The 24100-nt window shown below is 36.4% G+C and carries 23 protein-coding genes and 1 tRNA gene; 23 read left to right on the top strand and 1 reads right to left on the bottom strand.

The window, feature by feature from the left end; genetic code table 11:
- Window positions 1-39: 39 nt before the first annotated feature.
- Window positions 40-124 (bottom strand) — tRNA-Leu (locus tag PHF25_04370).
- A 330-nt stretch (window positions 125-454) separates the two neighbouring features.
- On the opposite strand from PHF25_04370, the gene PHF25_04365 reads away from it, so the two are divergent.
- The 23 genes from PHF25_04365 to PHF25_04255 all read left to right on the top strand — a co-directional run.
- A complete protein-coding gene (locus tag PHF25_04365) occupies window positions 455-901 on the top strand; it encodes a D-Ala-D-Ala carboxypeptidase family metallohydrolase (protein ID MDD4527258.1) in 447 nt (148 codons plus the stop codon).
- Window positions 902-903: 2 nt separating this feature from the next.
- The gene (locus PHF25_04360; protein MDD4527257.1) at window positions 904-1776 is read left to right on the top strand and encodes a tyrosine recombinase; all 873 of its coding nucleotides are present in this window, start codon (window positions 904-906) and stop codon (window positions 1774-1776) included.
- A gap of 160 nt (window positions 1777-1936) precedes the next feature.
- Window positions 1937-2674: a flagellar hook basal-body protein gene (locus PHF25_04355; protein MDD4527256.1), complete on the top strand. Its 738-nt coding sequence runs from the start codon at window positions 1937-1939 to the stop codon at window positions 2672-2674.
- A gap of 27 nt (window positions 2675-2701) precedes the next feature.
- The gene (gene flgG / locus PHF25_04350; protein MDD4527255.1) at window positions 2702-3487 is read left to right on the top strand and encodes a flagellar basal-body rod protein FlgG; all 786 of its coding nucleotides are present in this window, start codon (window positions 2702-2704) and stop codon (window positions 3485-3487) included.
- A 73-nt stretch (window positions 3488-3560) separates the two neighbouring features.
- Window positions 3561-4163 carry a flagellar basal body P-ring formation chaperone FlgA gene (flgA, locus tag PHF25_04345; GenBank protein MDD4527254.1) on the top strand — a complete coding sequence of 201 codons (603 nt, stop codon included), beginning with the start codon at window positions 3561-3563 and terminating at the stop codon, window positions 4161-4163.
- 10 nt (window positions 4164-4173) lie between these two features.
- The gene (locus PHF25_04340) at window positions 4174-4743 is read left to right on the top strand and encodes a flagellar basal body L-ring protein FlgH (GenBank protein MDD4527253.1); all 570 of its coding nucleotides are present in this window, start codon (window positions 4174-4176) and stop codon (window positions 4741-4743) included.
- Between the two features lie 11 nt (window positions 4744-4754).
- On the top strand, window positions 4755-5870 hold the full coding sequence (locus PHF25_04335; protein MDD4527252.1) for a flagellar basal body P-ring protein FlgI: 1116 nt from the start codon (window positions 4755-4757) through the stop codon (window positions 5868-5870).
- Window positions 5870-6181, top strand: coding sequence for a rod-binding protein (locus tag PHF25_04330; protein MDD4527251.1), 312 nt, complete (start codon window positions 5870-5872; stop codon window positions 6179-6181). The genes PHF25_04335 and PHF25_04330 overlap by 1 nt, the downstream gene beginning before the upstream one ends.
- Window positions 6182-6257: 76 nt before the next feature.
- Window positions 6258-6560 carry a flagellar biosynthesis anti-sigma factor FlgM gene (locus PHF25_04325; protein MDD4527250.1) on the top strand — a complete coding sequence of 101 codons (303 nt, stop codon included), beginning with the start codon at window positions 6258-6260 and terminating at the stop codon, window positions 6558-6560.
- Complete coding sequence (flgN, locus tag PHF25_04320) at window positions 6517-7026, top strand: flagellar export chaperone FlgN (GenBank protein MDD4527249.1); 510 nt, start codon at window positions 6517-6519, stop codon at window positions 7024-7026. Before PHF25_04325 ends, flgN begins: the two co-directional genes overlap by 44 nt.
- A gap of 15 nt (window positions 7027-7041) precedes the next feature.
- A complete protein-coding gene (gene flgK / locus PHF25_04315) occupies window positions 7042-8430 on the top strand; it encodes a flagellar hook-associated protein FlgK (protein MDD4527248.1) in 1389 nt (462 codons plus the stop codon).
- Window positions 8431-8442: 12 nt separating this feature from the next.
- A complete protein-coding gene (gene flgL, locus PHF25_04310; GenBank protein ID MDD4527247.1) occupies window positions 8443-9675 on the top strand; it encodes a flagellar hook-associated protein FlgL in 1233 nt (410 codons plus the stop codon).
- Window positions 9676-9700: 25 nt separating this feature from the next.
- Entirely contained in the window at window positions 9701-10156 is a 456-nt protein-coding gene (locus PHF25_04305; GenBank protein ID MDD4527246.1) for a flagellar assembly protein FliW, read from the top strand.
- Entirely contained in the window at window positions 10156-10383 is a 228-nt protein-coding gene (gene csrA, locus PHF25_04300; protein ID MDD4527245.1) for a carbon storage regulator CsrA, read from the top strand. Before PHF25_04305 ends, csrA begins: the two co-directional genes overlap by 1 nt.
- Window positions 10383-11138 carry a hypothetical protein gene (locus PHF25_04295; protein ID MDD4527244.1) on the top strand — a complete coding sequence of 252 codons (756 nt, stop codon included), beginning with the start codon at window positions 10383-10385 and terminating at the stop codon, window positions 11136-11138. The genes csrA and PHF25_04295 overlap by 1 nt, the downstream gene beginning before the upstream one ends.
- Before the next feature lie 219 nt (window positions 11139-11357).
- Window positions 11358-12950, top strand: coding sequence for a flagellin (locus PHF25_04290; protein ID MDD4527243.1), 1593 nt, complete (start codon window positions 11358-11360; stop codon window positions 12948-12950).
- Between the two features lie 139 nt (window positions 12951-13089).
- Window positions 13090-13563 carry an acetyl-CoA carboxylase biotin carboxyl carrier protein gene (accB, locus tag PHF25_04285; protein MDD4527242.1) on the top strand — a complete coding sequence of 158 codons (474 nt, stop codon included), beginning with the start codon at window positions 13090-13092 and terminating at the stop codon, window positions 13561-13563.
- Window positions 13556-15298 carry a single-stranded-DNA-specific exonuclease RecJ gene (gene recJ / locus PHF25_04280; GenBank protein ID MDD4527241.1) on the top strand — a complete coding sequence of 581 codons (1743 nt, stop codon included), beginning with the start codon at window positions 13556-13558 and terminating at the stop codon, window positions 15296-15298. The genes accB and recJ overlap by 8 nt, the downstream gene beginning before the upstream one ends.
- Before the next feature lie 3 nt (window positions 15299-15301).
- Window positions 15302-17854 (top strand): PD-(D/E)XK nuclease family protein, encoded by a 2553-nt coding sequence (locus tag PHF25_04275; GenBank protein MDD4527240.1) that lies wholly within the window; start codon window positions 15302-15304, stop codon window positions 17852-17854.
- Entirely contained in the window at window positions 17847-21005 is a 3159-nt protein-coding gene (locus PHF25_04270; GenBank protein MDD4527239.1) for a UvrD-helicase domain-containing protein, read from the top strand. Before PHF25_04275 ends, PHF25_04270 begins: the two co-directional genes overlap by 8 nt.
- Before the next feature lie 622 nt (window positions 21006-21627).
- Window positions 21628-23184, top strand: a complete 1557-nt coding sequence (locus PHF25_04265; GenBank protein MDD4527238.1) for a flagellin — start codon at window positions 21628-21630, stop codon at window positions 23182-23184.
- 84 nt (window positions 23185-23268) lie between these two features.
- Window positions 23269-23688, top strand: coding sequence for a flagellar protein FlaG (locus PHF25_04260; GenBank protein ID MDD4527237.1), 420 nt, complete (start codon window positions 23269-23271; stop codon window positions 23686-23688).
- A gap of 94 nt (window positions 23689-23782) precedes the next feature.
- Window positions 23783-24100, top strand: a 318-nt coding sequence (locus tag PHF25_04255) for a flagellar cap protein FliD N-terminal domain-containing protein (GenBank protein ID MDD4527236.1), incomplete at its 3' end; no start/stop codon positions are given.

The following is a 24100-nucleotide window of genomic DNA, read 5'->3' as shown; positions in this document are numbered from 1 at the left end:
AAAATTACCCAAAAAAAGCATTCGGGTTAACAACTCATTTGGTGCTGCGGAAGAGACTTGAACTCTTACACCGCGAGGCACTAGCCCCTCAAGCTAGCGTGTCTACCAATTCCACCACCGCAGCGAACACAGATAAGTAATGTATGCTTAACCTATAGCACATCAGGTTACTAAAGCCTTTTACAAGAAACTCTAGCAAAACAGCGAAAGCAAAATAAGTTATAAAATACCTTATTACTATAAAACAAATTTCCCTCAAATTCCCCCAAAACTTAAAAATGGAGCAAATTTGAACTCTCCTATTATAACAAATAGATATGATTCCAAGAAGAAAGTATTTGGTCGGTAGTTTAGAACTGCTTATGTGTTAGCCTTAATTTACTCAAAAATTAAGCCGTTATAAGAGTCCTCGTGACTAATATTTTTATCTGTGTTTTGTGTTATAATAACGCACATGGCAGATAATAATAAAAATAATAATAAAATAAGCGACAATTTCACTAGAGGAGATTTTGCTTGCAACTGTGGGTTTTGTAATAGTGAGTTTAAGATGTCTTTGTCTCTTATTGGTATATTGGAGCACCTCAAAGCAAAATTTGCTCAAGACATCAAGATTCATCGTGCTTATGTTTGTGAATACCACGCTAAAGAGTTGTTTGGTAGCAACAAAGACTATCATCATTTAGGTAAGGCTGTAGATATTAGTATTAATAATGTTGAGCTGAAAGATATTTTCCAAGAAGTAGAAAAATTAGATGAAGTTACTGGCATTGGGGTTGTTCCCTCTAAAGGTGTTCTTCACATAGACATGAGAGATAAAGAAAGAAACATTTTCATTGTAGAAAATGGTACGAAAAATGATTTAACGCCCGAGAAGCGGAAGCGCTACGGACTAGAGTAATCTTGAAGCAGTCACTTGACCGCTTTCTTATTTATTTGAATATGCAAAAGGGTTATTCCCCACATACTATTGATGCGTATCGTTTAGATTTATCCCATTTTATAGATTTTTGTAAGAAGAGAAAAGTTAACAACATTAACGATGTCCAAGAAGAGGATTTGAAGCGATATATATATTTTATTCAAGAAAAAGAGTTATCAAAAAGAACAGTTTCCAGAAAAATTTCTTCCTTAAAAAGTTGGTGGAAATATTTAATAAGATTTGGAGTCGTAACTCATGAATTAACAAATTATTTAGAAACTCCAAAGTTAGAAAAAAAACTTCCTAATTTTTTATCACCGGAGGAGATTGATAAATGCTTAGAGGCAGTTAAAGGTTCTGTCTCCGAGTCCAGAGATGTTGCTATTATTGAGCTTCTTTATTCGACTGGGATTCGAGTAGCAGAGCTTGTTTCAGTAGACTTTGGCGATATCGATGAGAGTAGAGAGGAAATAAGAGTTGTTGGAAAAAGAGACAAAGAAAGAATAGTAATACTAGGCAGACAAGCGATGGAAGCAGTCAGAAAATATGTCCAGTCATATAGAATGGAGCATTTAAAGGGTTCAAGAGAAAGAGCACTTTTTGTGAACTCCAAAGGAGGTAGGCTAACAGTTAGAAGCGTGCAACGTTTGTTTCAGCAGATAAGCTCACATTTAGGAAAAGAAATCACGCCACATACATTAAGGCATTCTTTTGCTACTTCGCTTTTAAATAACGGGGCAGATTTACGGATAGTTCAGGAATTATTAGGGCACTCTAGTTTACAGACGACACAATTATATACACATGTTACAGTAAAAAAACTACAAGAATTAATAGATAAAGTCAGATTTTAATAAAATTTTTGTTTGGTGTGCTTGACATTGTTTCTTGTTAGGTTAAAACTAAAAAGTAGGATGTACAGAGAAGTAGAAAATTGGCTGGCCCGCTTGTCGGAGGCAATTTCTCTAAAAAGTTTTTATACTTCTCATAAGAAACTAGGGAGAGTGGTCTTTAATGAGGGAATCGCTATTAATTAGTGCAAGGGCAATGGATCTCAACAGAGATACTATCGACATTACTTCCAATAACATTGCTAATCTAGACACAGTCGGCTATAAAAGAGACAAAGCGTATAACACTTCCTTTAAAGATATTATTGCTAGCAGACTTTATAATCCAACAGAAAAATATTCAGTTCCACATAATGTCAGTGTTACTACAGATTTTTCATCAGGTGGATTTAAGTTTACAGCTGATGATTTAAATGTGGCTATTAGTGGTGATGGGTTTTTTAAAGTGACCATGCCAGATGATACTGTCGCTTATACCAGAAGAGGGGTTTTGTCTTTAGATAGTCAGAAGCGACTTCTGATTGGAGGCAACCCAGTAGTAGGTTCAAGTGGACCAATAACTCTAGAGGATACCAATATAATTATTGATGAAACAGGTAGAATTTTTAATTCAAAGAATCAGTTGATGGGGCAGATGAGTGTGGTTGATATAGAAGATAAAAGCCAACTAAGAAAGGTTGGTAATACGCTCTTTCAAGCTTCAGAAGAAGTAGAAGAAAAGCCATCAGAAGCAGTAATTAAACAGAAATATTTAGAAGATTCTAATGTGAATCAGTCCAATGCAATGATCGAGATGATTTCCTTGTTGGATTCGTTAAGACAATTTGAAACGCAGCAGAAATTAGTGCAGATGCAAGACGAGATGACTGGTAAGGTTATTGCGCAAGTTGGCGCTGTTTAAGTAAAAGTCTAGAAAGGGGCATAGTAAATGACAAGATCAATGTGGATATCAGCAACAGGGATGATGGCTCAACAATTAAATATTGATGTTATAGCTAACAATCTTGCGAACGTTAATACAACTGGGTTCAAAAAATCTAGAGTAGATTTTGAGGATTTAATGTATCAAAAATTAAGTATAACAAATAATTATTATAATGCAGACCAGCAAGGACCACCTGTTCAGGTTGGTTTAGGCGTAAGAAGTACAGGGGTGCCAAAGGTTTACACTGGTGGTAGTTTTCAACAAACTGGAAATGATTTAGATTTAGCCATAGAAGGTTCAGGCTTTTTACAGGTGCGATTGCCCGATGGCACTATTGGTTATACTCGTGCTGGTATTTTAAAAAAAGATGGAGAAGGCTATATTAGCACTCCTGATGGGTTCCTGTTGGAGCCAACGCTTCAGATTCCTAATGATGCTGAAGAGATATTTATAAGTCCAGAAGGTAAAGTGAGTGTCTCTAAAGCAGGCTCAATAGCGAATGAAGAAGTAGGTCAAATATATTTAATTGATTTCCCCAACCCTGCAGGATTAGAGAGCCAAGGTAGAAATGTTTTGAAGGAAACACCTGTTTCTGGTAGTCCGATAGAGAGTACGCCAGGCTTAGATGGTTTGGGGACTATCGCTCAAGGTTATTTAGAGGGTTCCAATGTGGATATTGCGGAAGAGATGATTAAGATGATTATCGCTCAGAGGTCTTATGAAATTAACTCCAAAGCGATTCAAACATCTGACGAATTGTTATCAATGACAAATAATTTAAAAAGGTAAGTGAATGAAATATAGTGTATTTCTTTTCTTGATGTGTCTTGGGTTTGCGATAGAGCCGTCCTATATACAGGAGATGGTTAATAAACAAACAATAGGACAATTGTCAGAGTTTAAGAGCTTCAATATTGAGATTATTCAATCTCCCTATGGTGCCGAGAAAGTATCTCAAGAAGGCGTAAGCATAGATTCACTGGAGATTAAGCCAGGAATAACAGTTGTTAATGTTAACGCTGTTGTCGATGGAAAGAAAACGAGCTTAAGGTATTTAGCAAAAGTAAGAGTGTTTGATAATGTGTTAGTTCTGAAAGAAACCGCTGTTAGCAATAGAGAGTTTGACTCAAGCATCGCTGAGGGCAGAGTTGAAGAAGTCACTGCCCTTTTTGATGCTGGCAAAAATTGGGTTAAGACCGCAGACGAGGCAAAGGGACAAAGGTTTTTGAGAACAGTAAAGAAAGGCAGCATACTGCTTAGGGAAGCGTTAGAAAAAATACCAGAAGTAAAGAAAAATGATGTTGTATCAGTTGTTATTAAAGAAGGTGAAGTAGAGCTTAGTTGTAATGTTGTTGCACTAGAAGATGGATATATTGGCAACACAATAGTTGTTATGCATTCTCAATATAAGAAAAAATTATTCGCAGTTGTTCAGGGAACAGGGATGTTGGAGATAAAGGGTTAAGGAGGAAACCATGAAGAGAGCATTAAAGTTTTTTTTAATAATTATGTTTATGTTTACATGCCAAGCTGAGTCATTATGGAAGGGCGAGAATGTAGGGCTTTTTAATGATCATATAGCAAAAAAAGTTGGGGATAGCCTAACTGTCATCGTCGAGGAATATGTAAAAAATACACAAAGCAGTGGGAGTACTATTAAGAACGCCAGTAGTATATCTTTTGGTCCAGGTACAGGTTATGCCGGATTTGTTGATTCTGCTACAGGCATACCGAACAAAAGTTCTTTTGAGGCTGAGGGAAAGCAAAACACGCTTGGTGAGTTTAAAGCGGAAGTTACGGTTAGAGTAATTGAGGTTTTAGAAAACCGTGAACTAGTTGTTGAGGGAAGCAAGGTAGTCAATATCAATAATGATAAGCAATATCTTTACGTTAAAGGGATTGTTAGACCAGAAAATATTAGTAAAGGCAATATGGTGTCTTCCAGGTATTTAGCTAATTCGCAAATAGATTTTAAGCGTGATGGTGAAATCAATAATGTTAATGACCCAGGCTTGGTAACAAAAATATTTAATATGATTTTTTAAGGAGAAAATGAATGCGTAAAATACAAGTTTTATTGTTAATTTTTATAGTACAAATCAGCTTTTCTCTGAGCCCAGTTGTGAATACAAGGGTTAAAGATATTTGCAGGCTTCTAAATGATAGACAAAATATGTTGATTGGATATGGTTTAGTTGTTGGCTTACAGGGTACCGGTGATGACGCAAGCAACGAAATTGCTAGGCAAGGCGTGGCTAACTTATTGAGTAATTTTGGCGTAAATAATTTAGATATTGATAATCTTAAATCAAAGAACACAGCTGTAGTTATGGTTACTGCAAAATTAGGTGCATTTAATATGCCAGGGGACAATATCGACGTGCAGGTTTCTTCTCTTGGTCAGGCGAGTAGCCTAAAAGGCGGAGTTCTTTTGTTTACTCCACTGAAGGCAGGTAACGGAGGCGTTTATGCTATTGCTCAGGGTCCGGTAGCAGTTGGTGGTTACAGTGTCGAAGGAAAAAGCAGTAAATCAATGAAAAATCATGTTGCTTCTGGCGTTATCCCTAATGGGGCGATTGTAGAAAATTCGGTGGCTACAGAGCTAGTCACAAATGGAGAGCTAGTTTGGATATTAGATAAACAAGACTTTAACACCGCTGAGAATATTAAGAATGCAATAGAAAAGCTAAATAAGGATTGGGACGTGAAAGCGGTAAGTGCTGCTCAAGTTTCCTTGAAAGTACCTTCGGAATATGTGGGAAGAGAAATATCGCTTATCTCAATGGTGGAAGACCTTGATGTTGATACTGATAGCGTTGCCAGAATAATAATCAATGAAAGAACTGGCGCAATTGTTATGGGTGGTCCAGTTAAAATTGCTCCGGTTGTAGTAGCACATCAAAATTTAAATATTTCAGTCAAAAATAGCTCTCAAGTTGTGCAGCCAGGAGCCTTTGCAGGAGGGGATACTGCAATAGTTGAGACTAGCAGAATTTCAGTAGAAGAGGGCAAAACAGGCAGAGCCGTAGAAATAGTGCAAACAAAAGAAAATACAATTGAACAGGTTGTTAGTGTTTTAAATAGAATAGGTATGTCCCCAGGAGACATTATTTCTATTCTTCAAATGATGAAAGAGGCTGGAGCAGTTAAAGCGAAGCTGGAGATAATTTAATGAATATAATGGATGTTGCAAATATTAATAAGAGTGAGCTAGCAGCTAAAGACCTCAAAGCGTCTAAGGATTTGGAAGGGTTTTTTGTGCATTTTTTATTAAAAGAAATGAGAAAAACAATCCCCAAGTCTGATTTATTTGGCAAAAGTGATGCGGAAGAGATGTATGTTGATATGTTAGATCAACAGATAGCTCAGAATATTGCAAATGGTGGCGGATTTGGACTTGCTAAACAGATTAATGCTAGCTTAGCGAACAAGCAAAAAGCAGCAGAAAATTATGGGGAGGTACAGAAAATAATTAATAGCTAAAGTTTTTTTCTTTTATACCGATAATACAAATGTTATTGTATGTTTATTAATATATTTAGGTATAAGGAGATAAAAAATGAGGATTTTAGAATCCGGTGCTTTTGATGAAATAAAGAAAACTTTACTACCAAAACAAGAACGTAAGGTTCAGGAGCAAGGTAGTGATGCAGTTGCAGAAAACAAAGTTGCTGCTGAAAATAAAAGAGCTTTTGAATTAGTATTTAATGATAAAAGCTTTGATATTGATTTGAAAAAGATAGAGCAGATAAAAAAAGACATTGCAGAGGGAAACTATACAGTTGACTCTACAAAAATTGCTGAGGAGATGTTAAAAAGTGAGCAAAGAGGCGAAAGTAGCATGGGACTATTTAAAAGCTAACCTGGATAACCAGGTTGTTGCCTACTCACGTTTAACTACACTCCTTCGTCAAGAAAACAAAGCTCTCATTGAAAGAAATCATCAGAGCCTTATAAATGTTTCCAATCAAAAAGAAATATTAACCCCAGAAATATTTGAACTTCAAACTGAAATGAGCTCTATCATGAACAAAATAGTTGTTTCTGAAAGCTCAAGTATTGTATCCCTTCAACAAGTTATTGCTTTTTCCCCTGAGCAATTTAAGCAAGAGTTTTCTAAATCAAGAGGGGTTTTAATGTCACAAAAAAAGGAAATTATGTTACTTCAATACCGCAATCAAAAGTTAATGGAAAATGCGCTTAAATATATCCAACATATCATGAATAAGGTAATGGACATTCGTTCTGATAATCAACAAGTTTATAGTAAAAGAGGGAGCACAAATGTTTTGGGCGATAGCAGAAACTGGATGGATATTGTTGCCTAACAAAGGAGATGAATTATGTCAGGTGGAATAGAAATAGCACGTAAGGCACTACAAGCAAACGCTTATGTTTTGGATACCATTGGAAACAATATAGCTAATGCTAATACTCCCGGTTATTCAAGGCAGAAGGTATCACTAAAGCCGTCAGAATCAATAAGCATAGCAGTTAATAATGTCAGTAAACCTTTTGCTTCGCTGGGCACAGGCGTAAGTGTTTACAATGTTGAGAGGATGAGAAATGAATTTTTCGATGCCCAAATGAGAAATGTTCTGGGTGAACATGGATCATGGACGCAACAGTCAGTTGCCTATTCAACTATAGAAAGTATCTTTAATGAGCCCTCCGATTTTGGTGTATCTGCAAAGTTAGAAGCATTTTTTGATTCTTGGCATGCAGTTCAACAAGATCCTTCAGATTCAGGAGCAAGAGTGAGTGTGATTTCTACTGCAGACCAATTAGCTAAGAGCTTGCAGACAACCAGATCTTCTTTGCACAATCTGCAACGTAATCTCAATGAAGATGTTCCTTTAAAAATAAAGGAAGCAAATAGCTTAATTTCTAGGCTAAGTGATTTGAATACGCAGATAGTTAAAGCCGGGGCATCCGGCTCGTCGACAAGCTTAAAGGACGAGAGAACAAGGCTTACTAACGATTTAGTGCAGTTAATAGATGCCGATTATTATGAAGACTCTAGGGGTGTGGCTACTATAGCAGTTAATGGAGTTATTCTATTAAGTGAATCTGAGTCAAGTTTTTTAGAAGCTAAAATGACTACAGAGAGCGGAGAAGCTAAGTATGGGATATTTTTAGAAGACACATTAAGGGGAGTAGATATTGCTGGTGGAGAGATTTACGGTTTAATGCAGGCAAGGGATGAAGGTATTGTTGGTTTTATTGATAAATTAAATCAAATAGCGTCTGTGTTGATTGAAAAAGTAAACCAAATTCATCGCGCAGGTTATGACCTTCAAGGTAATCCAGGAGGTAATCTTTTTGAAGGCACAAGTGCTAATGATATTAAGGTAAGCGATTTTATAACAAGAAATGGTTCTTTAATTGCAGCCTCCTCAACGATTAGTAATGTTGAAGGGAACGGAAATAATGCCTTAGCCATTAGTCAGCTAAGAGATCAGGGTGTTTTTGATTCTGGAACAACTTCAATTAGCAAATTCTATCAAAACTTAATATCCAATTTAGGAGTGAACACTCTAGCAGCTACAAATTATTTACAAACAAATAAAGACATAATCAGCCAGCTTAACAATCAGATAGCTGAGGTGTCCGGTGTTTCAATAGATGAAGAAATGGCAGACATGGTTCGTTTTCAGCATGCTTATCAGGCTTCAGCAAAGTATTTGTCTGTTATCCAGCAGGTTTTAGACACATTGATTAATATGGTATAAGGGGGGGAAGCAATGAGAATAACCAATGGTATGATGGCTAATAATGTTTTGGAGAACATTCTTAGAAGTTCGCAAGTATTATATAAAACACAAGACCAAATGAGTTCATTAAAGAAAATCTCCAAGCCTTCTGATGACCCTACCAATATTAATAGGATTATGGGTTTTAAGTCTGGAATCAATAGAATGAGTCAATATTTAAGTAACATTAATTCTGTTAAAGTTAACCTAGATACAGTTGATGGAATTCTTTTTTCTTTAACTAATGAGATTAATAGTGTTCAAACAACTTTGGGACGTTATACGAATTCCGCGTTAAGTGGTGACTATGCTACGATTTTGGCTTCAGATGTAGATAATATCTTTGATAGCATTATGAAATTAGCTAATAGTAAGCTTAATGGGAAATATGTGTTTGGTGGAGATAATGTTTCTCAACCACCTTTTGAAATAGTCGGTGATAAGGTTAAATATAATGGCACAGATGATCAAAAAATAATTACTGTTGGTGAAAATGAAACGCTTGAGGCGAGCATTACCGGTATAGAGTTATTTTCAGTGCATAGGATGGAAGGCGTAAAATACTCTAACTCTCCAGACCAATCTTTATATGCTGCACCAACTAGTGATACGATTAGTATTACAGTTGGAGGAAATACTACCGATATTACTATTGGGTATGATTCAACAAAGGGAATGACTTTACAAAATGTGGTTGATTCAATTAATCAGTCAGGCGCAGAGGTTAATGCTAGGGTTGAGCAGACAGCAGATGGTTATAGGTTAAAAATGGTTTCTCAGTATTTGGGATCAGACGGCGAGATAAATTTGGAGGATAAAATGCCAGGAGGAGTTTTTGAAAAGTTTGGGTTACTTAATTCTGGTGGTGATTTTGTTGGTATACAAAATGTGCCAAAGGGAGGAGTTCTCTCCACAATTTTAAGTATTAAGAATAAAATTCAGAGTGGGAACGAAGATATAGCTCAAGAGATTGAAGATTTAGCGATAGGCAGAGATAATGTTATTAAAGCCCATGCTTTAGTTGGTATATATACCAAAAGAATGGAGGAACGTGAGAGTTTTTTAATAGACCAACAAATACAACAGAAAACTTTGACGTCTTCAATAGAAGATGTAGATTTGGCAGAATTAATGATGGAGTATAATCAGCAGATGATTGCGTATCAATCTGCTTTGAATGTTGGAGCTAAGATAATGGGAAGAACGTTATTGGATTATTTATAGAAGAAATAAACAGGAGGCAAAGATAATGAAAGTTAAAACATTAAGATTTGGAGAACTAGAGGCGAAGGATGAAGATGTTATCGTGTTTCCTAAAGGACCACTTGGGTTTGAAGGTTATAAGTCGTGGATTTTAGTCGACAATGGACTTCTTGGCTGGCTCCAGTCCGCAGAAGATGAAAGCTTAGCCTTTGTGGTTGGGAACCCTTTTGAATTTTACGGAGATTACCAATTTGAGATTTCTGCAAAGGAAATGACGGAACTTGGTATACGTTCAAAGGAAGAAGTAAATGTTTTGTCTATAGTGTCTGTTCCTCCTAATGTGGAAGAAATGACTATTAACTTACTTGCTCCTATTGTTGTTAATAGTAAGACGAAACAGGCAAAACAAGTTATTTTAAGTAACAATGATTACACTGTAAGACATTTTGTGTATGCTGACCTTTTGACGAGTATGAAAAAAAAGGAGGTTGCAAGCGCCTAATGTTAGTACTTACCAGAAAATTAAACCAAGAAATAATCATTCAAGATAATATCACAGTTAAAATTTTAGAAATAAGTGAGAGTGGTGTGAAAATAGGTATTCAGGCACCCAAATCCATTTCAGTTCATAGACAAGAGGTTTATGAGGAAATCCAAGCTGAGAATACCCGAGCAGCTAAAACACCATTAAAATTTGACATTAAAGGTTTTATCAAAGGAGTAGCTTAATGCAACTGCAGTCAACAGGCCTAGATCATTATTCTAGCAACTATAGATTCTCCTCTGTCAAAGGTGAAGTGAAGTCTTTGCAGGAGTCATTTTTGTCAGCAAAAGGTTCTTCTTTTGCCAATATTCAAGATTTTAATAATAAGCTGAATCGTTTAGAGTTAAAGGGAGAAAAGTCCTCTATGTTGCTGAAAATTAATGAGCAACCAAAAGACGTAATGGAACTACTTCAGAAAGTTGCAGGGGGTAAATATCTTACTTTTTTGCAGAATAATGTAGACGGAATAATGTTTGGAAGAAATCTAGAGGAAAAGTCGTCGACTGGTTCTTATTTGGAAAGTTTAGGATTTTCAGTTAGTGGAGCTTCTGCTAAAGAGCTTTCTGGCGGTAAGATGAGCAAGATTATCGGGATTGATACTTATAACCTCAGCTTTCAAAGTGTTGAGACGGAAACTCTGGCGGACGTTGTTTATACAGAACAGGCTCAAACAGTTTCTGTCTTTTTAAATGAACTTAAGCAGGCCTATTTAATTTCCAAAGGAGATTCTGCAGAGAACCAAGATGTTTTTGAATTTATGCAGACGGTTATTGAGGATGTTGAAAGTTACTTAGATTCGGGAAATAGTTTTAATTTTGTTCCTTCGTCTGAAAAAGCAATCCTTCAATCAGTTTTAAGTATGATGCAGGATAGTATCACAAGTCATATTTCTGATACTTATGGTGATTCTTCTAGTGTTCAGTGGGAGTGGCGAGCTTAGTTTTGTTGTCTTATTGACGTTTAATTTTGTTGTGCTAAAAATATTATTGTAGGGTAGTTTAGAGAAAAGGAAAAGTTGGTCCGCATGTCGGGGACAATTCCTAAACTTAATAAACAATGTAAATCTTTTAGGGGGTGGTGTTTTTTTGAACATGCTCAAACCAAGTGGTTTGAAATTTTAAAATGGATTTTAAATTTATAAAAAAGGAAGGAGTTTTAAATGAAAATTAATAATAATATAGCAGCCTTAAATGCTTGGAGAAATTTAGGAATATCAGAAGCAGGAATGTCCTCTTCGTTAGAAAAATTATCCTCAGGCTATAGAATCAATAGAGGGGCAGACGATCCTGCTGGTCTATTGATTTCAGAAAAATTAAGGTCGCAGATTACAGGCTTGAATCAAGCTATTAGTAACGCAAATGATGCAGTATCAATGGTTCAAACAGCTGAAGGTGCGTTAACAGAAATGAATACTATGTTAAATAGTATTAGAGGCTTGGCTGTGCATGCCGCAAATACCTCGGCAAATGATGCAAGTTCTATTGCAGCAGACCAAACAGCAGTTAATAAAGCGGTTGAGTCTATTCAAAGAATAGCAACAACGACCAAATTTGCTGGCAAATTATTGCTTAATGGTAGTGCAACAAATGCAACCATTACAGGTAAAACTGGAACTCTAGCATCTGGGAGTGAGGGTATTACTGTTGCAATAGCTAATGATAGGGAGTTAACTTTAGCTGGGGTAACGGCATTGTTGGGTAACGATAAGTCAGGAGATGTAAGCGTTATTGTAACATCAGCAGCAACTGCAGCTCTTGCTTCGTCAACAGTTAGTGTAGCACCTGCTGGTTTATTTATTTCAGGTCTTGCAACACTTACCCTTGCAAACTTATCAGGCGCTTCTATAGCTATTGCAATAGCATCCAGCACAAACATGACCATGGTTGACCTTGCGTCTGCTATTAATGTTGCGCAAGCCACAACGGGAATAACTGCTTCTTTGGTTGGGCTTGGTGGATATTTAAAATTAACTACAGCTGCTGGTGATTATGGTTTTACAATAACAACTGAAGGAACAGCTGCCGTAGCAGCATCACTCGTTGCTGCTTTAGGATTAGGTGTAGCAAATGCTACTACAACGGCAGTTATTGGTTCAAACATTGTAGGTGAATTAAAGTACGGAACAAATGTAGTTTCATTAGTTGGAAGGGCAACAAATGCAAGCGGATTGTCTAGTTTTACTTCAGTTCAGTCAGGTTGGACTGGTTTAACATTAACATTAGACGCAGCTAGAGCAGCTAATACTAATGTGGCGCAGCAAGCAACATTTTTGTTAGATAAAAATGGAGAAAAACTTAAGTTTTCTTTAACTCCGGATGCTTCGTCCGCAGATATTATCACTTATGGTATTTCTAATTTGCAGATAGGTAAACTAGGAGTAACTTCAGCAGATGGTGTATATAATGCAACAGGAACTTATTCAGGGCTTGAGGCAATTACGACAAATGGTCGCTATAATTTAACAGATGATGCAGAAAAAGCGGTGGCTATAATCGACCAGGCTGTTTCTGATGTTTCTTCTGAAAGATCCAGGCTGGGTTCGTTTCAAAAGTTTACCTTGGAGTCTACGATTAATAACTTAGGTGTAACTAGGGAAAACTTAACAGCCTCAGAATCACGTATTAGAGACGTAGATATGGCACAAGAAATGATGAGTTTTACTAAGAATCAAATTTTAGTTCAAGCAGGTACAGCGATGTTAGCTCAAGCTAATCAGGTGCCATCATCAGTGCTTCAGTTATTACAAGGTTAATTATTAATTAATTGATTAATTTCACTGGGGGTAGCGGGGTATTCGAAAGGATGCCCCGTTTTTTATTTTCTCGCTCGTGATAGCTCATGATATAATATGAGAATGTTTTTAAAATTAACGGGCATCTAAGGAGAGAAAAATGAATTTAAAGGATATCGAAAAACTTATAAAATTAGTAGAAGACTCTGGACTCAGCAAACTAAGTGTTGAAGAAGATGGCGTAAAGATAGAATTAATAAAGGAAGCACAAGACGCAGTAGTGTATCAGTCAGCGCCAGTTATCCAACATGTTGCTGTACCACAAGCATCTAGCCAGGTTGCTCCTGTGGCAGTAGCTCAGGTAACTGGGGAACCAGTTAAAGAGGTAGGAGTAGAAATATTCTTGTCGCCAATGGTTGGAACCTTTTATGCAACCCCATCACCAGAAGCACCTGATTTTGTTAAAGTTGGAGATAAAGTAAAAAAAGGTCAGTCACTTTGTATAATAGAAGCGATGAAGCTTTTTAATGAGATAGAAGCTGACTACAATGGTACTATTTTAGAAATTCTGGTAAATAATCAGGATGCAGTTGAGTTTGGCCAACCTTTATTTAAGATTAAAAAGGATGCCTGATTTTTACAAGCATAAATGGATAGACAATACCAAGAACCAGGACTTACTTTTACAGTTAAGTGAGCTAATTAATGTTAATCCGATTGTTTTGCAGGTAATACTCAATAGAGGGTTTAGCACAAAAGAGCAGATAGAGAATTTTTTGCATCCATCAATCAAGCAAGTAACTCAAGAGTTTTGTCCCAAGCAGATAGTTAAAGCACTAGATAGAGTTGCCGCCGCTATAAAAAATAAAGAAAAAATATGTGTGTTTGGTGACTATGATGCCGATGGCGTTACTGGTACTGTTTTGCTGGTAGAGGGACTTAGACATCTGGGTGGGGACATTAGTTATTACGTTCCACTAAGATATAGTGAAGGTTATGGTATGAATCCTGATGCAGTAAGGTTGCTTCACAAGCAAGGGATTCAACTGATAGTTACTGTGGATTGTGGGATAAGTAATTATGACGAGATAGTGTTAGCCAAAGAATTAGGTATAGACGTTGTGGTAACAGATCACCACACTCCGCCAGAGAATTTACCACCATCTGTAGCATTGATTAATCCTAAGCTTGAACATAAGGACGACAATACATTGTTGGCAGGTGTTGGGGTTGCTTATAAGTTTTTAGATAAACTTTTTCTAAAAATTCGGAAGAGTAGCTTAATGACTAGCAAGCAATATATTGAGCTAGTAGCTATTGGCACAATTACAGATGTAGTTCCACTCTTAGGTGAGAATAGAGTGTTTGTTACTGAAGGGCTTAAAAAACTAAACGGACAAAAGTCGCTGGGATTGCAATATTTGTTAGAGAAAATGGGCTTTAAAAGTAAGGTAGATTCTTTTACTATTGGATTTGGCATTGGCCCAAGATTGAATGCTGCAGGTAGGTTAGATTCAGCAAAGGTAGCAATTGATTTATTAAAAACAAAGAGCATTAAAGAGGCAAAGGCTCTATCTGAAGAATTACATCAGCTTAACGAGAAAAGGAAAATAGAAGGAAATACCATCCACTCACAGTCTGTGGCTATTGTTGAAAAAGACCAAAGCTTGCTGAATAAAAAGGTATTAGTGCTTTCCTCAGACAAGTGGGAAGCAGGTGTAATAGGGATAGTTGCTTCCCAGTTAGCTAAGAAATATGAACGCCCCGTTGCCTTGATTTCTTTTAAAGGAAATGTGGCTAGAGGTTCTATTAGAAGCTTTGCCAATGTCGATATCTTTTCAGCATTAGAAGGGTGCAAGGATTTGTTGATGAATTTTGGTGGGCATAAAGAAGCAGCAGGGTTTGAGATAGCAAAAGATAAGATAGCAGACTTTAAAGTGAAATATATTGACATAATAGAGTCACAGCTCTCAGACCAAGATTTGAAGTCAGAGATTTTAATTGATAGGGAACTGCTTGTTAGCCAAATAAACATTGAAACAATAGAAGCCTTAAAAGTATTAGAGCCATATGGAGAAGCCAACAGGGAACCAATATTTATAACCAAAGGCTTAACGCCTGTTGATTATGAATGTGTTGGTAAGGATAAGGCACATCTCAGAGTATTGTTTGAAAAGGTAGATTATGTTTCTATGGATGATTATCAAACGCACGAGCTGTCTGCCATAGGGTTTAATATGAAGGAATATAAACAAATTTTAGACAACGACACTAAGTTTGACGTTGTTTATAATTTAGCGATTAATGATTTTTACGGCAAGACAGAACCACAGTTAAGAATTTTGGATATTAGACCAAGTAAAGAATAAACAATGAATACAATAAACTTGCTAGAGCCTTATCTTACTAAGTCAAACATTTTAGTTTTTCAGGATGAGCAGGTTAAAAAAAGTTTTATTCGAAATTTACAAGACAAATATAGTTTCCATGAAATTAAATATCTGACACTAGAAGAGTTAAAAGGGCTTTTGTATTTACAAGGCAAACCTGTTATTAAGGGAGAGAAAAGGATAGTTGCTCTAGACAATGCTTTGTCTGTCGATAGCAAAAAGTTTTTTAATTTACATGAATATTTAGATGTTGGAGTTTTTTCTGCTAAATTTTTTGCTTTTTTTGAAACTCTACAAGAAGCGAATACTTGGGATTTGTCAGATAGTTTTTTTGAGTCTACTGCAGATAGTGAAAATCAAATGAATTGGCAGATTGCTAGTTATCACCAACTTGTTTTAGCTAAAGAACAATATTTATCCTTGATAAGTAAACATGGATATATAGATGAAATATTTTTTGAGGCATCAACAATAGATACCAGTTTTTTAGTTGGATATGACCAGGTTGTTTTTATTGGTATTGATATCTTTAGCAAACGTGAGAAGTTAATTATTGAAAAAATACGTGCTGAGAAGCCAGTAATTGAGCTAGCTTCAAGTGAAGTTTTGTCTTTTCAGAAGAATAATTTGCAGACATTTTCCCTGAATAGGTGTTCTGATAGTTTCGGGCAATTAGTGCATTGTGCTAGTAATTCTGACAGAGATTCCTATGACGTAGTGATTGACCTAGCAAATAATTCCATGAGTTATGCGGAATTGCTGGATTTAGAAGTTTTTGAGTTGAAGTATTCTGTCTATTTTACTTCGTCACGAGTTTTTTCGGTCTTAAAGAATTTAGAATTATTGGCAAATAGTTGGGATGGCAACAAAATAGACGGCTTTCGACTTGAGGAAGCATGTAGCAATGATGATTTTTGTAAGTATTATCAGATAAGCCAAGAGGATATAAATAATCTACGTAAGAGGTTAGATAACAAAACAATATATTTTTCCTTGTCGGATTTCTCTCTTAAAAAGGTTGAAGCAGATATTTTAAAACTTAACGGACTAAATGTAGTAGATAATTTGGTGGAATTCATTCAAGGATTAGATTTGGGCAGATTGTTGGAAGATTCTTTCGACACAGTTTTAGATAAGCTCTTTGGTTTGTTATTTAGTCTTCAGCAAGCATTTAACTCGGAAGTTAATGTAGGTAAATCTTTGCAGGGAGTTGGTTGGTTAAAGCTTTTGTTAAAAAGATGCGAGCATCTTAAGTTAGATTACTTGACGCAGAAGTCGCAAGAGAAAAAACTTCGCGTTGTTGATTGGAATAAAGTTTGGTTTTTAGAAAACAAAAAGCTGGTGCTCTTAAACGCTAATGAAAATGTTTTATCTATTCAACATCAAAAAACATACATTCTTACTGAAAAACAATTAAAAGTGCTAGGAGCCAGAACAAAGGAAGATAGTAACAGATTGCAGAAAGAAAGCTTCTTGCAGATGTGTTTAAGGAACAAGCAGGTTACTGTGTATAGCGTTGAAAGCGCTAGTGAAGGCAAGCAAACTAGTTCTTTTGTGGAAGAGTTAGTTTTGGGTTTACCTACAGAGAAAGTCTCCCAAAATCTTGTCGGAGGCGATAGTTATTATGGCCATTATTTGTGTAATATGGTTAGCAACAGGATATTACCCAAGACAGAAAAATCTGAAGAATTAGTTGGTCTTTCGGTAGATGATTTTGGAGAGGCTATTGGTCTAAGCTCAACATCTTTTGACAATTTACTTGCCTGTCCGTTGAAGTTTTATTTAGAGAAAATAGTAAAGTTAAATAGACAGAAAATAGAAGAAAGTATAGACATAAAAGATAATATTTTAGGAAATTTTGTTCATGATATTTTTGCTGCGGTTTGTGTAGAAACAAAGCAGTTTATTGGCCAAGACATCCTTTTTTCCAAGGCCCTGGAAAAAATAAACACCCAGAAAATAATTAATTCAATTCTGACGAAGAATATTGATAATTTCCCTAAAATATATCATCAGTCATATGCTCAGCAGGTTGTTGTACCAGTATTGATGGAGTCAATTAAGAAATTCTTTATGGATATTTGTGGTAAAAAGTTTGGATTAAAAGACATTAGTCGTTTTGACGTGGAAGAAGAGGCTAAAGAAGGCAAGTATTTGCAGGTGGATGTTATTAAGATTGATGGGAAAGAAATCCCTATCAAGATAACAGGGCGGGCAGATTTAAGGGTAGAGCTTCTGGATGGAAGGATATATATCTTTGATTTTAAAACTGGTTCAACAATGAATGACCAGCAACTAAGCTTTTATAGTGAATATTATTACGAAGGAAGAGTCGGTGGTGAAGAATTAAAACCACATTTATATTTTTATCAAGTTTTTGATATGCAGGAAAAGCAAGCTAAGTTTGTTGATATAAAAAGTAAAATTGCTTTGGTTTGGGCTGATTTAGCTAACAAACAAGAGTATGATTTTGCTGTTACAACCAAGGCTTGTAAGTATTGTGAACATGAAGGAATTTGTAGAAAAAATGGATAGATCCAAGGTAATTAAGGCAAGCGCAGGAACAGGCAAGACCTATCGCCTTTCTCTTGAAATCTTGGTGCTTCTTTTTTCAGGTGTTGAGGTTGGTGAAGTTTTTTCAATAACTTTTACTCGTAAGGCTGCAGCAGAAATTAGAGATAGAGTGATCGCGCATTTGTCTCAGCTTCTTGCTTATTTTAAAGGAGAAAGTGAAGACTGCTCCATTCTGAAAGCATTGCAAGAAAAGGGATGCAATGTGGACTTATTCGCAGTTGAAAAAATAAGAGCAAAGTTATTAACAAACAAACAAGACTTTCAAGTCATGACAATAGATGCGTTTATTAACTCTGTGTTCTCTGGGCTCATAGCGCCTTACTTACAAATAGAAGATTTTGTATTAATTGATGCTTCGTTAAATGAAGAAATTATTGACGAAGTTTTAGTGAACATTCTTAGAGATAAACAGAAAAAACAGAGCTTGAATGTTTTGATAAAGCTGAATAAAAAACTTAAGAACCTTTCTCGCTATAAGCAGTTTATTAAATTTGTTGCAAACCAGAGGTTTATTTTGGAAAAGATTCATCAAGAAGAACAAGAGAAAAAAATAACAATCACAGAGTTAAAGAGTTGTTTAGATAAGATGGTTGATTTAATTATTCAAACCAAAGGTTCATATTTTGAATTTGTTAATAAGAATTATTTCCAATCATACGAGCAGTCTATTAGTGAAAAAGATTTTTTAAATAATATTAGATTTGAGTATAAAGCAATGCTTGGACTTTCCAATTTTTGGAGCAAAGTGAAACTGAAGGAAATAAATGAAGAGCTGACCCAGATGTATGAGCAATTTAAGGAAACCTTAGCCAGTTTTATTTTTCAGATCCAAATAGTTCCATTAATGCTGGACTTGCAGGAATTATTAACAGTAATCCTTGGCACGTATGATGAAATTAAATTTAGAAAAAGAACTTTTACTTATCAGGACATTGCTTATTATACTTACAAATACCTTTATGCTGACGAGATGTCTTTGATAGACTTAGAACGGGGAGAGGTGTTGAATGTTTTTTATGAAGCATTATCCTCTAGGGTTAAATATTTACTTATTGATGAATTTCAAGACACCAGTGTTATTCAATGGAATATTTTATTTCCGCTCATAAAAGAGCTTTCTTCGGGTTCTGAATTATCCGGAGGTGTCATTTGCGTCGGTGATGATAAGCAAGCAATTTATGGTTGGCGCGGTGGGGAAAAGGATTTATTAAATAATTTAGAGCAAATACTCACAGTTCAAGAAGCAGAAGTGCTTAAAACATCCTATCGTAGTTCACAATCAGTAATGTTACTTGTAAATGAGATTTTTCTGAGTATCGCAAACAACACCTTGGGCGAGAGAAATGCTTCTTGGCAATACGAGAAAGTAGCTTGTTATAAGCAAGAGAATCAAGGTTATGTCCAGCTTAGAGTTAGTAGACAGAAAGCAGGAGAATATGATGTAGAGCAAGAGATAGAAAAGATAGTAGAAACATTTTCTCTTTTATTAGCAGAGGGCAAATTGCATGCAAGAGGGACCGCCATTTTACTAAGAACCAGTAAAGAAATGGAGCAGGCAGCGGTAGCACTTAAAAAGCGAGGCATTCCCTTTGTTCTTGATAGCTCCTCTTCTATTTTAGATCATAAGGCAGTAAAGCCAGTTCTATATTTATTGAAATATCTGGTCACTGGACAGGTGTCCTTCCTTTTTGATTTTATCAGATCAGATTATTTGGGGTATTCTTTAAAAGCTATTGCTCCATTATTAAAAGCAAATTCTGAGGCAGAAGATGTTACAAAACTAACTCCGTTCTTGGAGATAGTAAGTTTTCTGAAGGATTTACCAAAGAAAGACCCACTTGAGCAGATTATTATTAGAATATTTTCATATTTTCAAGCAGGAAAAGTCTTTTCTCAGTTGCATGACCAGAAAAATATCAGGAAATTTTTAGAAACCGTCAGAGACTTTCAGCTTAATCAATCAAACAAACAAAGCATTGCCGATTTGCTACGGTATTTTGAGCAAAGAAGGAAGACCGAATCTTTTCGCCAAGTTGGACTGGAGTCGAGTGATTCTGTCCAGATTATGACTATTCACAAATCAAAGGGCATGGAGTTTGATAACGTTTTCTATTTGTTAAATCTTGCTGCCAAAGAACCACCCCAAGACGATTATTTACTATATGCAGGTTTTAATCAGAACTTTAATAGTGTTATAGATGGCGTGGTTATCGCGCCAGAGGACAAAATTGTAATCGAGAATCATGCGAGCAAGAAGTATCTATTTGAGCGACAAAACAGAAAAACATTTTTAGAAGAGCTGAATACTATTTATGTTGCACTGACTAGAGCTAAACAAAATTTGTTTTTTAGTTGTATGGTGGGTAAAAAATATGAAGAAATAGCTAAACAAAAGGAGCTATCTGGTTCGAAGAAAGATGTTCAATATTTTTTAATTAAAGAAGCGTTTCACCAGTTTTGCAGTAGTCAGGGAAGAAATTTGCAGAGTCTTTCCTCTTTGGAAGATGAGCCATTAGTTATTGGTGAACTAACAAACTGTTGTCTTGAGAAGAGTACAGTCTCTTCTCAAGAGGAAACAACTATCTTTTCTCCCTCTCGAGAGGGAGTTAGAGGGAGTGTTCCAGGCATTTCGCTAATCAAAAAATTTGATTCCAGCGATCATGAGTTTGATAAAAGAATAGTTTTTGCTAAGGCAACTTATATTATGAAACAATTTGAAGGCTCAATGGTTCACGAGTATTTGTCTAATATCAAATATAACGAACAATTAGAGCATGAACTGGCATGTAAAGTTCTTTATCAAAAATATGGTGATTATTTTTCAAGCCAAGATATGGATAAAATATGCAAGAAATGTAGAGCATTTGTTAACAACCATCTTGATGTTTTTTCTAGCAAATATCGTGTATTTACTGAGTATGTTGTATTTGATGGTACTAAGGAGTATCGAGTGGATAGATTAATGATAGATGATGATGCCAAGAAGGTTTTCATTGTTGACTACAAAACTGGTGAAGAAAAAGAACAACAGCAGTTGGATACCTATCAGCGCATTGTTTCAGACATCTTAGGCAATGGATACAAGATAGAGACAAGGTTTGTAGAGTTCTAACCGCATTTTAGTTAATCCCCCTTCGTAAGCCTAAGGCTTACTCTTCCCCCTTTGATAAAGGGGGCTTATAATCGTTGAGTTCTAACTCCTTCCGTTTTTTAGTCATTCCCGTACAATTCTAGTCATTCCCGCGCAGGCGGGAATCCAGTATTTGATTTTTGTTTTTAAGGTATTAATTCAAGATTACGAATTATGAGTGGATTCCCGCCTGCGCGGGAATGACCAAATAGAGTTGCTGAAACGACAATGAGAGTCGCAGGAAGAACTTTCTGGAGCTCTTATGACTATGTTGTGATTGAGTGGAGGATGTTGCGATAGATAGTTAGAGTGGTTTGATAAGACTAAAACATTTAAACCTTCTCTGTCAGGAGAAGGTGCCGAGATGTAAAGTTGATTAATAGACAGCAAATAGATATCCGGCGGATGAGGCCTGGGGATTACATTCAAAAAACATAATATGTTTTTTACTAAAGGAAGGTTCTTATTTACCGAACATAAGCATAGGTGCTATGCGTACCTATGTATTGTATGGCGTTAAATTAAGAAAGGGGGGAAGTAGTTGTACTAAGGGGGAAATGAGACAAGGATGTCTCTGTTAGATAAAAAACAAGGAGGAAAAGATATGAGAATTAATAATAATATAGCAGCATTGAATGCTTGGAGGAACTTAGGTATCTCTTCAAGTGGCATGGGATCTTCTCTTGAGAAGCTATCATCAGGGTACAGAATCAATAGAGGGGCAGACGATCCTGCCGGTTTAGTTATTTCCAATAAGTTAAGAGCACAAATTGGTGGATTAACACAAGCAATCAGTAACGCCAGCGATGCAGTATCTATGGTACAAACAGCTGAAGGTGCGTTAACAGAAATGAATACTATGTTAAATAGTATTAGAGGTTTAGCAGTTCACGCAGCAAATACAGCTGCAAACGATGCAAGCTCTATTGCAGCGGACCAAACAGCGGTAGATAAAGCTGTTGAGTCTATTCAAAGAATTGCCACAACAACTAAGTTTGCGGGCAAATTTTTACTTAATGGTAGTGCAGGTGGCGCACAAGCCACTGATAAGGTAGGGACTCTTGCAACAGGAAATGATGGAATTACCCTTACTGCTAATGACTTAGATACAAAAGCAGCAGTAGCTTTGTTAGGCGCTACTGAAAAAGGAGACGTTAGCGTAGTAGTAACTTCAGCAGCAACTGCAGGAGTTGCTTCAGCAACAGCTAGCGCAGCGACGGTGTCGATTGAAGGTGCTGTAGCATTTACGGTTGCAAACCTAGCAGGTGTTTCTGCAACTGTTAATATCGCATCTAGCACAAGCATAACAATGGCTTCTATTGCAGCTACTATTAATAGTTCAACAGGCACTACAGGAATAACTGCTTCTTTGGTTGGTTCAGGTGGTGTTTTAAAATTAACTACAGCGGTTGGTGCTAGTTTTGGCTTTACAATAACAACAGCAGGTTCTGGAGCAGCAGGGTTTATTTCTGCTGTAGGATTAGGCACAGCAAGTGCTACTACGGCTGCATTAGTTGGTTCTAATATTGTAGGTCAACTAAAGTATAATGCAAATGTCGTATCATTAGTTGGAGGGGCTACAAACGCAAGTGGCGGAGCAACATTCACGTCTGTTCAAACAGGATGGACTGGGTTAAGTCTAAAGTTAGATGCAACAAGAGCAGCAAACGTTACTGCATCTGAACAAGGTGTATTTACTTTGGATGCTAAGGCAAAAGACCTTAAGTTCTCTTTAACTCCTGATGCAACAACTGCGGATATCATCAAGTATGGTATTGCGAATATGCAGACAACTAAATTAGGATTAAATGCAGTAGCAGGAGAAACTTATTCTGGTCTAAATGCAATTATTTCAAATGCGACTTATAACTTAAGTGACAATGCAGAAGCAGCTGTTGCGATTATCGACTCAGCTATCACTGATGTATCGTCAGAGAGGTCACAGTTAGGGTCATTCCAGAAGTTTACTTTAGAAACAACCATTAACAACCTTGGTGTTACTAAAGAAAACTTAACTGCTTCAGAATCTCGTATTAGAGACGTAGATATGGCAGCGGAAATGATGAATTTCATGAAGAATCAGATTTTGGTACAAGCTGGTACTGCGATGTTAGCACAAGCTAACCAAGTTCCAACTTCAGTATTGCAATTGCTTGGATAAATTAGGTCAAGGATGACGTGATGTGGTTTGGGTGGTGCCGTAGGTGCCACCCTTCTCACCGGTCCTTGAAAGGATGTGAGTTGTATGAATGTAAACATGGATGTTAACAATCTGCCTTTAACAAGCAACCAAGCAACTGTAATGCCACCAAAGCCTGCAAAGTCTGCTTCTCCTGTAGTGCTATCTATTCCTGCTTCTTTCGGGGAAACGAAGAGTCAGAATGTGGATATCGCTAAAGGTGTGGATCCTATAGATATTGATAATCAAATAAAGGCGTCACAAGAACAGATAGACAAGGCAATGCAGCAGATTAAGGAAAAGACTAAAGACATGAGCTTTAGTGTTAACATGAGGTATGACGAACGTATTAATAGAACGATTGCCAAGATCGTGGATAAAATAACTGGCAACGTTATTAAGGAAATACCTCCAGAAGATTTGGTGAAAGTAGCAGTGATGATAAAGGATATGGCTGAAGGAATTATTATAGATAATCAGGCATAGTTTATCTCCATTGTAAAAGCTTAGTTGCTATTGACGTGGTGGCTTGTTAGACTATTATTAAATTAAGAAGCGAGAAAGTCGTAGGGGGTATATTTTGGCAAATATTAGTGGAATGTCTTCTGGTTTAGATACTGAGAGCATCATTAATAGCTTGATGGCTATTAAGAGGCAACAAGTAACAAACCTAACGCAAAAAAGAGACAAAGCTCAAGCAAAAGAAAGCACTTGGGGTAGCATATCTGCAGATTTAGTTTCATTGCAGGTATCTAACTACACTCTTTCTAGAACAGCGACCTTTGGAGCAAAAAGTGCTGTTTCTTCAAATGAGGGCATCCTTTCCATAAGTGCTTCTGTTTCTGCTAATGCTGGGAGTTATTCTTTCTATGTTAATCAGCAGATCGGAAGAGCGTCG

The organism is Candidatus Margulisiibacteriota bacterium (assembly GCA_028706105.1).
GTDB lineage: Bacteria > Margulisbacteria > Riflemargulisbacteria > GWF2-35-9 > DYQY01 > DYQY01.
This window is presented reverse-complemented; position numbering and strand designations above follow the sequence as displayed.

What these genes read in the sequence shown, in the direction of transcription:
- PHF25_04365 (MDD4527258.1), top strand. Translation starts at nt 455, where the DNA reads ATGGCAGATAATAATAAAAATAATAATAAAATAAGCGACAATTTCACT.
- PHF25_04355 (MDD4527256.1), top strand. Translation starts at nt 1,937, where the DNA reads ATGAGGGAATCGCTATTAATTAGTGCAAGGGCAATGGATCTCAACAGA.
- flgG (MDD4527255.1), top strand. Translation starts at nt 2,702, where the DNA reads ATGACAAGATCAATGTGGATATCAGCAACAGGGATGATGGCTCAACAA.
- flgA (MDD4527254.1), top strand. Translation starts at nt 3,561, where the DNA reads ATGGTTAATAAACAAACAATAGGACAATTGTCAGAGTTTAAGAGCTTC.
- PHF25_04340 (MDD4527253.1), top strand. Translation starts at nt 4,174, where the DNA reads ATGAAGAGAGCATTAAAGTTTTTTTTAATAATTATGTTTATGTTTACA.
- PHF25_04335 (MDD4527252.1), top strand. Translation starts at nt 4,755, where the DNA reads ATGCGTAAAATACAAGTTTTATTGTTAATTTTTATAGTACAAATCAGC.
- PHF25_04330 (MDD4527251.1), top strand. Translation starts at nt 5,870, where the DNA reads ATGAATATAATGGATGTTGCAAATATTAATAAGAGTGAGCTAGCAGCT.
- PHF25_04325 (MDD4527250.1), top strand. Translation starts at nt 6,258, where the DNA reads ATGAGGATTTTAGAATCCGGTGCTTTTGATGAAATAAAGAAAACTTTA.
- flgK (MDD4527248.1), top strand. Translation starts at nt 7,042, where the DNA reads ATGTCAGGTGGAATAGAAATAGCACGTAAGGCACTACAAGCAAACGCT.
- flgL (MDD4527247.1), top strand. Translation starts at nt 8,443, where the DNA reads ATGAGAATAACCAATGGTATGATGGCTAATAATGTTTTGGAGAACATT.
- PHF25_04305 (MDD4527246.1), top strand. Translation starts at nt 9,701, where the DNA reads ATGAAAGTTAAAACATTAAGATTTGGAGAACTAGAGGCGAAGGATGAA.
- csrA (MDD4527245.1), top strand. Translation starts at nt 10,156, where the DNA reads ATGTTAGTACTTACCAGAAAATTAAACCAAGAAATAATCATTCAAGAT.
- PHF25_04295 (MDD4527244.1), top strand. Translation starts at nt 10,383, where the DNA reads ATGCAACTGCAGTCAACAGGCCTAGATCATTATTCTAGCAACTATAGA.
- PHF25_04290 (MDD4527243.1), top strand. Translation starts at nt 11,358, where the DNA reads ATGAAAATTAATAATAATATAGCAGCCTTAAATGCTTGGAGAAATTTA.
- accB (MDD4527242.1), top strand. Translation starts at nt 13,090, where the DNA reads ATGAATTTAAAGGATATCGAAAAACTTATAAAATTAGTAGAAGACTCT.
- recJ (MDD4527241.1), top strand. Translation starts at nt 13,556, where the DNA reads ATGCCTGATTTTTACAAGCATAAATGGATAGACAATACCAAGAACCAG.
- PHF25_04275 (MDD4527240.1), top strand. Translation starts at nt 15,302, where the DNA reads ATGAATACAATAAACTTGCTAGAGCCTTATCTTACTAAGTCAAACATT.
- PHF25_04270 (MDD4527239.1), top strand. Translation starts at nt 17,847, where the DNA reads ATGGATAGATCCAAGGTAATTAAGGCAAGCGCAGGAACAGGCAAGACC.
- PHF25_04265 (MDD4527238.1), top strand. Translation starts at nt 21,628, where the DNA reads ATGAGAATTAATAATAATATAGCAGCATTGAATGCTTGGAGGAACTTA.
- PHF25_04260 (MDD4527237.1), top strand. Translation starts at nt 23,269, where the DNA reads ATGAATGTAAACATGGATGTTAACAATCTGCCTTTAACAAGCAACCAA.